Consider the following 12171-nt stretch of genomic DNA (forward strand, 5'->3'; position numbering starts at 1 on the left):
TCATTTCAAATCACGTAGGTGGAATTCAGTTCCGCCGTAGTGCTGAACTGCCGATTTCTAGGGGCTTTAGCCCTTGCGCGAGGAAATCGGCAGTTCTTCCTCCTGTGACTAGAATTTATAGCGTTATGCCATAAATTCTACAGAGTGGCGACTTTGTCGACACTCTGAGCAGCGCATATTTTACGCTGCTTCTTTTCTTATCATTTAGTACGTATCCAGCGGAGGTTTCACAGAATCGGGAAGCGGGCAGGTATATTTTCCGCCGTTTCTCTTCTTTACCTCTGCTTTGGCGGCTTCGATTACTTCCGGCCGCTCCATAGTCCTGACCGATGCCAGAGCCATCACTTTGGCCGCGGTCAGCAGGCCTTTATGGGCCAGCGGGCTGCAGGACTGGGCCGTCATCTGCCATGTGTGGCCCACATTACCCACGCAGCAGGTAGCCATATTGATATTCAGCGTCGGAACTGCGTATCCTACGTCGCCTACATCGGTGGAGCCTGCCTCCAGCCTGATCTTCGACGGATCGAAGGAATGGATTTCACTGTCCAGAGGTTTTTCAAGGATTTCCTCCACTCTGTCGTCACCGTACCGTGCGGCAATTTCATTCCGGATCATCACCTGTGTCTGCTCATTATAAGTTTCAAGGAACTGTCTTGCCAGACGGTAATCTTCTTCCGTCCACTGGGGAGCTCCTATCTCCTTCATACATTCATCCGCCACACCGGCCAGCGCAATGTTGGGAATATACTCGGTAAATGCCATTGCCAGTTCGCTTTCCACCGTTGTTCCGGTCATCATGGCCGCTCCCTTTGCGACATTGACAACGCGCTCATAAAGCTCCTTGACCTGGGAAACATACGGCGCCCTTACCTCGTAACGCACGGTTGCATGATCCTGAACCACGTTCGGGGCCGTGCCGCCCGCATCAATATAGGCATAATGGATTCTGGCTTCCGGTATTACATGTTCTCTCAGATAATTGCAGCCCACGCTCATAAGCTCCACACTGTCCAGGGCGCTTCTTCCCAGATAGGGCGTTGCCCCTGCATGGGAACTGAGGCCCTTGAAATAGAAATTGGCTCCCATAATTGCATTGCTGTGCATCGGATCCACCTGATTCGCCGTAGCAGGATGCCATGTGTATACAAAATCCACATCATCAAACATCCCGGCCCTGGCCATGAACTGCTTGGAACCGGCTCCCTCCTCGGCCGGACAGCCGAAGTAAATCACGGTTCCGTCCTTCTTAAATTCTTCCAGGTATTTCTTCACTGCAATCGCCGCAGCCAGGGAACCCGTTCCCAGTGCGCAGTGGCCGCAGCCATGTCCCGGAGCGCCTTCCTCTTCCTCTTTTTTCACCGGGACTCCCGCCTCCTGGCTCAATCCCGAAAGTGCATCGTACTCTCCCAAAATTCCGACAACCGGCTTTCCCGTACCAAAGGAAAATGTGCCTGTAAAACAGGTCGGGATTCCCGCTAACCCCGTTTCCACAGAGAATCCCGACTCTTTTAAGAGACTGCAAAGCAGCTCCGCCGATCGGTTCTCCTGAAACGGCAGCTCGGCAAATTTCCAGATCCGGTCATTGGCCTCCAGAATCCGTTTTTTTTCTTCCTCCACTGCTTTTTCAATGTACTCAATATCCGTCATGCTTGATTCCTCCTTCACTCATCCGGCTTTCATTCCTTCATTCTACAGTACTTTTCCGAGGAATTCAATGGTTCTTGGATTCTTTGCATTTCCGAATATTTCTTCCGGTGTTCCCTGTTCCTGGATGGTCCCGTTATCAATAAAAAACACCCTGTCACTGACCTCTTTTGCAAATCCCATCTCATGGGTGACAATCACAATCGTCATTCCCGACCCGGTCAGGGTCTTGATAACATTTAAAACTTCTTTCACCATCTCCGGATCCAGGGCCGAAGTCGGTTCGTCAAACAGCATCACTTCCGGTTCCATCGCCAGCGCACGCACAATGGCCAGCCTCTGCTTCTGGCCGCCCGAGAGCTTGCCGGGATAAACGTCCTTTTTATCCAGAAGGCCGACACGCTCCAGAAGATCGCACGCCTTTTTCTCCGCCTCGGCCTTCGGAATCTTTTTCTCGAGAACCGGGGTGAGGGTAATGTTGTCAATCACCTTCAGGTGAGGGAATACGTTGAAACTCTGAAACACCATTCCCATTTTCTGACGGAACTTATCGATGTTAACGGACGGGTCCGTGATATCGGTTCCTCTGAATGTCACCCTGCCCGACGTCGGTTCCTCCAGGCAGTTGAGGCACCGCAGAAACGTGCTCTTTCCTCCGCCGCTGGGGCCGATCACGGAGACCACTTCCCCCTCGTAAATACATTCCGTAATTCCTTTCAGCACTTCCAGAGTCCCAAAGGATTTTTTCAGATTCTCCACACAGATAACAGGCACGGCACCGGCCGGAACGCCTGCTCTCTCTTTACATAAGCTGCCGCTCTCTCTACCGCTCATTCCTGTTCATCCTCCATTCCGCATATTCCATAATTTTTCCCAAAACGGTTGTCACCATCAGATAAATGATTCCTGCTATCATCAGCGCCTCCACAGGACGGAAGGTCGCCGACGATATGGTTTTATACGATGTGGTGAGTTCGTTGATAAAAAATACGGAGGCGAGTGACGCCTGCTTAATCATGGTGATGAACTCATTGCCCAGGGCGGGCAGAATATTTTTCACGGCCTGAGGCAGGATAATCTGCGTCATGGTGTGGCCGGCCGTCATGCCGAGACTTCTTGCAGCCTCGGTCTGTCCTTTATCCACCGCCTGGATTCCCGCCCTGATTACCTCGGCTACATAGGAACTGGCGTTGATAATGAGGGCGATAATGATGCAGGCAGTATCCGATATTTTCACCGGAAGAACCCTGGGTAAGAATATCCAGAAGAAATACAGTTGAAGCAGTATCGGAGTGCCTCTCAACACCCAGATATAAAAACGCACAAACCACTGAAACGGCCTTATGCGTGTCAGCCGCATAACGGCCAGAATTGTTCCGATCAACGTGCCGCACAATACCGTGATTGCAGCCAGGCACAGGGTTCCGGCAAGGCCCTGTATATAGACAAAGCCGTACCGTTCCCACATTTTTATCATTGTCTCTATCATATCCGAAGTCCTCCCGCCTTAATTCCGGCCCTGTTACAGGCCCAGACTCCGGGCATATTCCTTGTACTCTTCATACCACTTGGAATATACGCCTTCATCAACGACTCCGTCTATGATTTCATTTACCTTATTCAGAAGCTCCGTCTCACCTTTTGTAATCCCGATCCGCGTTCCCTGCGTGGACTCATCCACCGTAAACGCAAAATCCGGCACTATGGTCATGTCACAGCCGCTGTTGGCATCGATATAGAGCTGCGCTGTGGTGATTGAGGTGATGACGGCATCTGCTTTTCCTTCCTGTACCATCAGGAAACCGTCCGTGGTAGCCGAAACGCGTTTCAGTTCCCTGTAAGCCGGAACCTGTTCGCCTGCAAACATCTCCTGCAGGGAACCGCTCTGGACGACAATCGTCTTGTCGGCCAAATCGTCCGCGTTTCTGATTTGATTTAGATTTTCTGTGCGCACCATGAGACCGTACTCTATCTTCTCATCATCGAAATAGTATCCGTTGGAAAGCTCCATTGCCTCTGCTCTGGCGGGAGTGTAAGCGAGGGCCGAAATGGCCATGTCATATTTGCCTTCCGTGATACCGCTGAGTACGGATTCAAAATCCAGAGGGACAATACGGCACTCGACTCCCAGTTTATCCGCGATATACCTGGCGAGTTCAATATCGGCGCCGACGTACTTGTCGTTCCCCTGTTTGGAAGGATCGATGAACTCATTCGGCGCAAAATACGGTTCTGTCGCAACTTCGATGTAACCGCGCTCTAAAATATCGGCGAGGCGGCTGCCGGATGCAGAATCTGAATGGGCTGCTTCAGAGCTTTCTGAACCGGATACGGGCGATGATGACTCGTTTGTATCATGATGCAGAGAACTCTCCTCATTTGCTACTGTCGGCGCCTGACCAATCATGGAACAGCCGCTGAGCATTGTCGTGGACAGTAAAGCGGCGGCTACGGAAGCGGCCAGCTTTTTCACTTGATTCTTTCTCATGTTTCCTTCCTCCTGTCTTAATATTTTAGCCTCTGGTGCTTATTTCAGATGAAGCTCCCGCCGGTTTGAAATGATTTCAGCGTTCACTTTAGTCTGCTACCATGCTAATTCATGAAATTATATCTGGCGAATCGCCGGCTGTCAAGTATTTTTTACTGTACAAAAAAGTACTTTTCGTTTGTATACATTGATTTTACAAGGAAAATTGACGAGAATTTTTTTATAATCGGATAGCAACGAAAAGCACGCTTTGCGAACTTTTCACTGCCGCTCAACAACGAAAAGCACACTTTGCGGACTTTTCATTGCCGCTCCAAAAAAGGCCTCAGCAAATTGCTGAGGCCGGGCCGGGTAGTTTCCGGTATTTAATTTAATGCCTGTTTGCAGGCCAATTTACATCACATAATGTCCTGTTTCGTCCAAAGCCCTGCTGATTTCCTGCTTCATGACAAAAAAGTCCAGGGGCTTTGCCAGGTGGCTTGTCATCCCTGCCGCCTTCGCCGCTCTGACATCCTCCGCAAACGCGTCGGCCGTCATTGCCAGAATCGGTACGGACGCCGCGTCCCTGCGGCCGCTGTTTCTGAGGCTGCGGATCACGCGGGCGGCCTCATATCCGTTCATAACCGGCATATGAATATCCGTCAGGATCAGGTCATAATAGTATTCTGCCGCTTTCCTGAAACATTCCACTCCCTCATTACCGTCTCTGGCGGTGTCCACCGCCGCCCCCATACCGAGCAGCAGTTCCCTTGCAATCTCCAGATTCAGTTCATTATCTTCAATTAGTAAAAAATGTTTTCCACAAAACTCAGGATGAACGCCCCTGTTTTCCTCAGAATGACCGTGATTTTCCGCAAATTGTACGGATTTTTTTATTCCGTTGTCCACTGCTTTGCCCATCGCTTCAATCAGGCCGTTCTCTCTGTCCACCGCAATAAAACCGTTACCCGGCACATTCAGATCAAGAATTACTGCAACAGAGGTTCCCTGTCCCGGCGTGCTCTGTACCTCTATTCTGCCCTCCATCAATTCCACCAGCTTACCGACCATGGACATCCCAATGCCGCAGCCTCCGGTCTTATCAATTCTTCCGTCCTGCTCCCTCTCAAAAGTGAGGAACAGATTTTCCATAAATTCTTTTCCGATTCCCGTTCCCGTATCCGAAACGCAAAACCGGAACCTGGCACGCTGCTCACTGCCTGGCTCCGGTTCCGTCACCTCCACCCGAATTACTCCGCCCTCCGGAGTAAATTTAATGGCGTTGGATATCAGGTTCGTCATGACCTGATTCAGTCTCAGAAAATCAAATTCTGCAATTTCGTGGTTAAGCCCCCGGCAATCCATAATCAGCGCCTGGTTTTTGGCGGCCGCTGCCGGCTCCATCATTCCTTCCAGACACTCCATGAATTCCCTGATGGAAAATACTTCTTTTTTCAGCACCAGACTCTTTCGCTCCATGTTTGACATTTCCAGCACATCATTTACAAGGGCTGCCAACACCTTTCCGGAGCACTCCATTTTTTCAAGGCAATCCAGGACACGGACGTGATCCTCCAGATTGGCTGCTGCCAGCCTGGTCATTCCCAGAATTGCATTTAACGGCGTACGCATATCGTGGGACATGGTGGACAAGAAACGCCTTTTAGCCAATTCGGCTTCCCGCCTTGCTCTGTACGCCGCTCTTTCTTTTTTTGCCAGTTCTCTTCTGTTCCATCTTCTTCCGCCGTAATGATCGTGTTTCACAATGTTTTATTCCCCTTCTATGTAGTTCATAATATTCCCCGATCCCCATTCGGGCACTGATACTATTCTATTCATAAAAAGTGAAAACATTCCGAAAATTATTTTTCCTTAACTATTTTCTAATACGGCGTCTCCTGTCATAGATGACCCTGAGGCAGGCTGCCGCCGCAAGAAAAGACAGCACCGTGCTAATCAAAATAAAAATCCAGCTTCCAAAAAAGGCGGGAAAAGCGCCGAGAGATGCGGTCAGAATGATCGAAGTCAGATTGGCGCTTACATGAAACCACACAGCCGGAAAAAGCCCGTCAAAATGTTCGTACACCAGCGCCAGGAGGATTCCCAGTGCAAACGCGTAGACTGCCTGAACCAGATTTCCGTGATAAAGGCCGAAAATCAGGGCCGAAACAACCGCGGCGGGAATAATTCCCATTGCAGACCGCAGACGGCCATAGCACAGTCCCCTGAAAATCAACTCTTCCACAACAGGTGCCGCAAGTCCGGTGGACAATATCTGAAGCACAATGGACACGCTGTAAATGTCCTCATTGATTTCATCAAAACCCTCGGACATATGTACAATACCGGTTAATTCCATCAGGTTGTTTAAAAATATACAGGAAGCAAAGGCAAGTATGAAAACCAGGGCCGCTCCGCGCCCCATATCGATTCTCACACGCCAGGACGGGCCATAATCCCTTCGTCTCTCCTGCTCTCTTCTTCCGTAAACGTAGAAAAGAAACACCGAGCTTATCACCGCCGCCAGAGTGACCACCCACATTACGTTCAGAAATCCGCCCATAAAAAAGGCGATTACTGCGGTCACCGCCGTATAGAATAAAATCGGCCAAACCACCTGCCAAATCATTGAAATCACTCCAAAATTTCTTCTTACCATTATTGTACTCCTTTGTAATAGATTTAAGTCTGCAACTATTGAGACTTAAGTCCGGAATTTTTATCCGGGGACTCAATATTATGGAGGGCGCCTGTTCCAAAACGGTGTTCCTCTTACGCACGCTTACCATCTTTGGTGCGTTTTTCCCCTGCCCCGGCATTACGTTCTATTGTAACATGACACTCCCCGAAAGTCTATTTGCACGGATTTGAATTCGGCAGGAATTCAGGCAATACCGGTAATAAAGAGTCTGCCCAGGCAGACTCTCGCGCCGAGCGCGGCCGCATAGCGGCATATTACATCTTCGCGCGAGTGCGCATCCCGCCCGGAGGGCTTTTTTATATCATAGGAAAGTATTCCTATGATATAAAAAGCGTCGGAACCTCCCTTATTCAGGGAGAGACTCCGACGCATTTTTCCTATGGATGATGCTGTCACATATTTTGTAAAATACAACGGCAAGCAGAATTCCCATCATATTTGCCAGATATCGGTTCAGAACGGCCCCCGATACCCCATATATACCGGCTGCCACGGCAAGGGCGCCGAAGGAGTTAAACACGGTCTGCCAGCCGTATGTTGCAGAAAAGCCAACGCAGATACCGCCGATAATCCCCAGTACTCCATACCCTTCCTCCGGAACGATAAGGCAAAGGAGCAGAAAGAGAATTCCTCCCACAATCGTTCCCGGAACCCTGTGTCTTACCCTCATTTTTAAATCCTCAGCAAACGGCTGCAGCACCGACATGGCGGCAAATCCGGCCCACATTGGTCTTGAAAGTCCGATAATCCGGGCCAGAAACATCACAAGGGCGACTCCCACCGCCATTTTAAACTGCCATCTGGTCCTGGCGGAGTGAAGGCGGAACTCATGGAAAAGGTTTCCTATCCGCCTCTTATACGTAATCTTGCGGTGATTACAGTAAAAAATCAGCGCGGTCAGCAGACCTCCCGCCGCCAGTCCTAAAAAGCGCATTCCGTACGCTTCCCCTGTCACATCATTGCCCGATAAAAGCAGGTATCCCAGGACAAAGGTCGCATGGTTCGACATCAGAATATTATGACAGCCAAAAAAGGTAAGAGCCAAAATACAGACAAAGTCCACAATCAGTGCAGCAAACGGAGACGACGTTGCCGATATATGGGGGCCAACCGCAAGAATTCCAAAAATTCCGAGGAGAACAAAAAAGCTCTGTTTCGTATCGATCCCCAAATCCGCCTGCCTGAATACCATGACGGCCAGCAATACCGCCACTCCCGCAATGCTGTTCTCAGGACCGAAGAGCTTAGAATAGATAGAGATAAACGCTACACAAAATGCCAGCGTTAAAAACACCTTAAAAATGTAGGTAGCAATGTGGCGCCGTTTTTCCCTGCCGTCTTTTGAATTTCTGATGAGCGCTTTCGAACCGGCCTGGTTTAGCTGTAATTCCTGATAAAATGTCAAATATGACACCTTCCTTTCTGCCTTGTCATTGTTGCATAAACTCGTTGCTCTCACGGATCAGACCGGCCAGATTCCCGAACTTTTCCTCCCCAAGATTCCTTCTTAACCGGTATACGGGTTCTAGGTAATAAGTGTAGGTTTCCTTCAATACCTGGTCTCCCTTCTCCGTAATTTTCAGAAAATAACTTCTCCTGTCGGCCTCACTGACTTCCTTCAAAAGAAATCCTTTCAGCTCCAGATTTTCAATCAGCCTGCTGCCCAGCGGCCTGCTGATTCCCATACTTTCGCACAGTGCATGCGGCGTAAGGCGATCCTTTGACATCTGTACTCTTGAGAGGAGATCCAGTTCCTGTGCCGAAGAAATGCCTCCCTGGGGGCTGCGTTTCACATGCAGGCTGCAAAAATGCCGGATATCCTGCATCGTTTTCATCATTGCCATCCAATCCTCATATTCCTGTTGCTTTTCCATACTTTCTCTCCCATTTGCGCCCCCAAAAACGGCGGGCATAGCAGCATACGGTGTGTTTCAAATCAGCTTTTTTCGATGATACATGTCGGTGTCGCGGCCGGATATTATCGGCAGGAATCTATATGATACTGATATGTCGATTATATAAAAATAGTTCACTTTGTTAATAAATGGAAATTTTACACCTGATTATTAACTTTGTCAACTAGTTTATAGTTATTTTACGATTGGCCTCGCTAATTACCGATTAAAGTTCTGTTCGGTTTTGATATGCGGTTACTTTCCAGTTTAGAAAACCACATATGGGAAAAACCACTGCTACTCTCTCTTTTCCGGAAGAATAAAAGTGGTTTTATCACTGTTTAAAATATTATTTTTTATTACATGAAACGAAAAAGAAGCAAAAAAACGACTAAAAATCTCTTGTCCTGTTCTTTAAGATACTGCATAAACTTTCATCACAGTCCTTTTTTGAAAAACGCCTTAAACTCTTTGATCTCCTCTTGAGTTTGCCGGATAGAAAGGGTGTACTTGCTGCCCCTGTTTACACCCGGCTGGTAATCAAAGGGAACAAATGTAAACTGATTTTGGGAATTGCCAACCGAGCAGTAGCCCATCATGTTGGCATCCGAACCGCTGCCGTTCTCTCTGGTAAAAATGCGGGGTGCTCCCACAACTGTAAGATTTGCGTCAATGGGTACAACCACAATGGTTCGGGGCGCGGATTCTTTGCAGCCTACAATATAACTGCAATGCGTCGTTACCTTGACGAGCACGGCGTCCGTAAAGTTTTCCGCCTTGCAATACAGAAGTTTATATGCCTGTCCGTCCGCGACTGCGGCGTCAAAAATTTCCCGCATCTTTTCCCGGCTTTTCTGGTTTTCCCCGTCGGTAGCCCCTGTAGCCGCTTTTTTTATGATATCCATGAATCCCATAATCATATCCCCCTCTAATATTTATTAATTTTTATTCTATACATCAATAACCATGAAATCAACTTGTGTTTTTCATCCTGAGTACGCATTATGCCAACAAACCGAGTTTAATCAGGCCGTCAAATTACACTGATAAGGTCGTTTGACCAAGTAAATATCCATATCCACCAACATAAACCGAATCAATTACATCCTCGTGATATGCGATATTGACGATAATCCGGGAAATCGCTCCCATGTTATATCCCTGTTCAAATATATATTGAGATCTCTTTTTATAATATTTAAAAAGGTAACACGCTAAGGCACAATTAGATGTTCCTGTTGCTGATTCTTCATCAATCCCATACAATGGCGCAAAATTTCTGCATATTGCTGTTATATCAGGTTCTTCAATCAGAGTAAAAGCATGGACGCCAACCACATTTTTTTCTTTGCTTAATTCTGCCATCATTTTAAAATCAGGCGATAATACTTCCAAATGGTTCCTCGAATCAACAGGAAGCATAATATCGCTTAGCCCTGTGGAAACTATTTGTATTGGAAAATCACAATTAATGAAATCTTTCTCTATGCAATCCCCAAATATATCCGGGTTTAGGACATCAAAATATGCAGGACAATTCTGTTCCATCAATATTAAGCCGTCTTCTTCAATCTGAATATTAAGAATTCCGGCTTTTGTTTCGATTGTAAATAGTTGTTTGTCCAACTCCCCCAATAATTTGAGAGTAGAAAATGCTGCGATTGTAGCATGGCCGCATAACGGGACTTCTTCTGTTGGAGTGAAGTATTGTAATTTAAAGTCTGCCAGATCGGAATCCGATACAAAGGCAGTTTCAGAATATCCTAATTCCCCTGCAACTTCCATCTTTTGACCAGAGGATAAATCTGGTCTGTTAAAAACAATTCCCGCCTTATTTCCGCCTTTATTATTTTTACTAAAAGCACTTGCAACATAAACGTCAACCATTATCTTTCTCCCTGGGAATTCCGATTTGCCGGGTACACCTTCTTTGGCTGAGGTGGACAAATGCATAACCGGCTTTTTTCATTTGATATCAGCATATAGAAACAGATCTTCCATACATTTAAAAGCCTGACAAAAGCAAATTTTTATATCGTCAGCTCCACAGGCCTCCGATGCTTAACGTATAAATTTACCAATGAATTCTTCGGCCTGCCCGGCCATTTCTTTATAGGCGTACTTGTACAGATTATGAGGAAAATCAAACAATCCGTATTGGGAACATTTAAGTTTGCCCAGATACTGTGTGGCATGGCTGATCCAGGAATCCTTTTCCAGAGTTGTCCCTTCTCCATTTGAGATGAAAAACAGCATCGGGAGCTGCAGATATGGATCCTCCGCGTCTATCTGTGCAAGAGTATCTCCAATATTGACCGCTTCGCTGATCCAGTTCTGATTGGCAAGATTTTGAACGGCTAAGAGTTCATAGTGTTCTGCTTCCTCCGGTAAAATGAGATTTTCCTGAAGCAGCTGCGAGATCAAAGCACCCGCCGTGTTTTTACGAAGCTCTTCATTCCCCGAAAGCTCCCTGAGTCCGGTAACCGCATTGTCCAGGTTAAAATCCTGGTAACACTGCGGTGTTGCCGGGTCGACGCCAAGGATACCCAGAATTTCAGAAGGATACCTCTGCCCCCAGTAAAGTGCTTCCAAAAAGCCCATACTGTGTGCCGCCAAAACAACCGGTTCCGTTATTCCAAGCTCCCGCAGCACGCACCTGTATTCACCCACCGTGACATCGACCGTCCTGTCTTTTCCTGATATATCGCTGTATCCATATCCCGGCTTTTCAATTCCCACCACCCGGCACGTCCCTGACAGCGTTTCCTGAAAGAACTTATATTCCAATTGAGGAAATAACACCCCAGAACCCGATAAAAAAACGATTGTCACCGGGCCTTCACCATATGAATACACATGTATTTTTTCTTTCTCCGCAAAAATAAACTTATCCATTTATCTGCTCCTTCTTTGTCAGCACATCATGTACCATTCTGTCAATCATATCATCCACTGCAATGCACTCCGCATATCTGCCGTCCCACATAAATTCATTATAATAACGATAGCTGTTTTCGCCCGTCATATAGGCATTATCGGTTGTCGTATTTGCAAACGCCGGCACAAACACGTGAAATCCGTGTTCAAAAGCACACTTAACGCTGGCATCAATACAGTAATCTGTCTGAAGCCCGGTTATGATAACGTCCTTTTCGCCCATCTCCATCAGGTATTCCGTCAATCCGGTGTCACGGAACGCGCTGTTTACCGTCTTATCATAGAGCTTTTCTCCCGGAAGCGGCCGGAATTCATCATAAATTTCAAAGCCTTCGGTACCCTTTGTAAGAGCTTCACCACCTCCATCGTCGTGACGGATGTATATTACTTCGATTCCATGAGTTCTTGCCGCTTCAATTAGTTTTTTCACGTTGAACCGGAACAAGTCAAAATGGGATAGTGTTTCATTTGTTATTAATTGCTGTGTATCTATTACGAGTAAGACCATTTCCGTTCCTCCAGGCTAT

At 47.4% G+C, this 12171-nt stretch carries 12 protein-coding genes; all 12 read right to left on the minus strand.

What is annotated here, in order from left to right:
• Positions 1 to 204: 204 nt before the first annotated feature.
• The gene (locus QZT18_RS08810; RefSeq protein ID WP_294146776.1) at positions 205 to 1647 is read right to left on the minus strand and encodes an amidohydrolase; all 1443 of its coding nucleotides are present in this window, start codon (positions 1645 to 1647) and stop codon (positions 205 to 207) included.
• Positions 1648 to 1689: 42 nt separating this feature from the next.
• Positions 1690 to 2478 (minus strand): amino acid ABC transporter ATP-binding protein, encoded by a 789-nt coding sequence (locus QZT18_RS08815; RefSeq protein WP_294146777.1) that lies wholly within the window; start codon positions 2476 to 2478, stop codon positions 1690 to 1692.
• Complete coding sequence (locus QZT18_RS08820) at positions 2468 to 3133, minus strand: amino acid ABC transporter permease (protein WP_294146778.1); 666 nt, start codon at positions 3131 to 3133, stop codon at positions 2468 to 2470. The genes QZT18_RS08815 and QZT18_RS08820 overlap by 11 nt, the downstream gene beginning before the upstream one ends.
• A gap of 33 nt (positions 3134 to 3166) precedes the next feature.
• Positions 3167 to 4132 (minus strand): ABC transporter substrate-binding protein, encoded by a 966-nt coding sequence (locus QZT18_RS08825; RefSeq protein ID WP_294146779.1) that lies wholly within the window; start codon positions 4130 to 4132, stop codon positions 3167 to 3169.
• A 393-nt stretch (positions 4133 to 4525) separates the two neighbouring features.
• Positions 4526 to 5875, minus strand: a complete 1350-nt coding sequence (locus QZT18_RS08830) for an ATP-binding protein (protein WP_294146781.1) — start codon at positions 5873 to 5875, stop codon at positions 4526 to 4528.
• Between the two features lie 112 nt (positions 5876 to 5987).
• The gene (locus tag QZT18_RS08835) at positions 5988 to 6770 is read right to left on the minus strand and encodes a CPBP family intramembrane glutamic endopeptidase (RefSeq protein ID WP_294146783.1); all 783 of its coding nucleotides are present in this window, start codon (positions 6768 to 6770) and stop codon (positions 5988 to 5990) included.
• Between the two features lie 388 nt (positions 6771 to 7158).
• Positions 7159 to 8217, minus strand: coding sequence for an FUSC family protein (locus QZT18_RS08840; protein ID WP_294146785.1), 1059 nt, complete (start codon positions 8215 to 8217; stop codon positions 7159 to 7161).
• A gap of 25 nt (positions 8218 to 8242) precedes the next feature.
• The gene (locus QZT18_RS08845; RefSeq protein ID WP_294146790.1) at positions 8243 to 8686 is read right to left on the minus strand and encodes a MarR family winged helix-turn-helix transcriptional regulator; all 444 of its coding nucleotides are present in this window, start codon (positions 8684 to 8686) and stop codon (positions 8243 to 8245) included.
• A 458-nt stretch (positions 8687 to 9144) separates the two neighbouring features.
• Complete coding sequence (locus QZT18_RS08850) at positions 9145 to 9621, minus strand: hypothetical protein (RefSeq protein ID WP_294146798.1); 477 nt, start codon at positions 9619 to 9621, stop codon at positions 9145 to 9147.
• Between the two features lie 124 nt (positions 9622 to 9745).
• Positions 9746 to 10594 carry a PhzF family phenazine biosynthesis protein gene (locus QZT18_RS08855; protein ID WP_294146801.1) on the minus strand — a complete coding sequence of 283 codons (849 nt, stop codon included), beginning with the start codon at positions 10592 to 10594 and terminating at the stop codon, positions 9746 to 9748.
• Between the two features lie 174 nt (positions 10595 to 10768).
• On the minus strand, positions 10769 to 11602 hold the full coding sequence (locus QZT18_RS08860) for an alpha/beta fold hydrolase (RefSeq protein ID WP_294146803.1): 834 nt from the start codon (positions 11600 to 11602) through the stop codon (positions 10769 to 10771).
• On the minus strand, positions 11595 to 12152 hold the full coding sequence (locus tag QZT18_RS08865; protein ID WP_294146805.1) for a cysteine hydrolase family protein: 558 nt from the start codon (positions 12150 to 12152) through the stop codon (positions 11595 to 11597). The genes QZT18_RS08860 and QZT18_RS08865 overlap by 8 nt, the downstream gene beginning before the upstream one ends.
• Between the last annotated feature and the right edge of the window lie 19 nt (positions 12153 to 12171).

Origin of the sequence: uncultured Clostridium sp., from assembly GCF_900547735.1 — a bacterium.
GTDB lineage: Bacteria > Bacillota > Clostridia > Lachnospirales > Lachnospiraceae > Otoolea.

Coding starts and splice junctions, on each gene's coding strand:
- QZT18_RS08810 (WP_294146776.1), bottom strand. CDS start 1,647: ATGACGGATATTGAGTACATTGAAAAAGCAGTGGAGGAAGAAAAAAAA.
- QZT18_RS08815 (WP_294146777.1), bottom strand. CDS start 2,478: ATGAGCGGTAGAGAGAGCGGCAGCTTATGTAAAGAGAGAGCAGGCGTT.
- QZT18_RS08820 (WP_294146778.1), bottom strand. CDS start 3,133: ATGATAGAGACAATGATAAAAATGTGGGAACGGTACGGCTTTGTCTAT.
- QZT18_RS08825 (WP_294146779.1), bottom strand. CDS start 4,132: ATGAGAAAGAATCAAGTGAAAAAGCTGGCCGCTTCCGTAGCCGCCGCT.
- QZT18_RS08835 (WP_294146783.1), bottom strand. CDS start 6,770: ATGGTAAGAAGAAATTTTGGAGTGATTTCAATGATTTGGCAGGTGGTT.
- QZT18_RS08845 (WP_294146790.1), bottom strand. CDS start 8,686: ATGGAAAAGCAACAGGAATATGAGGATTGGATGGCAATGATGAAAACG.
- QZT18_RS08850 (WP_294146798.1), bottom strand. CDS start 9,621: ATGGGATTCATGGATATCATAAAAAAAGCGGCTACAGGGGCTACCGAC.
- QZT18_RS08855 (WP_294146801.1), bottom strand. CDS start 10,594: ATGGTTGACGTTTATGTTGCAAGTGCTTTTAGTAAAAATAATAAAGGC.
- QZT18_RS08860 (WP_294146803.1), bottom strand. CDS start 11,602: ATGGATAAGTTTATTTTTGCGGAGAAAGAAAAAATACATGTGTATTCA.
- QZT18_RS08865 (WP_294146805.1), bottom strand. CDS start 12,152: ATGGTCTTACTCGTAATAGATACACAGCAATTAATAACAAATGAAACA.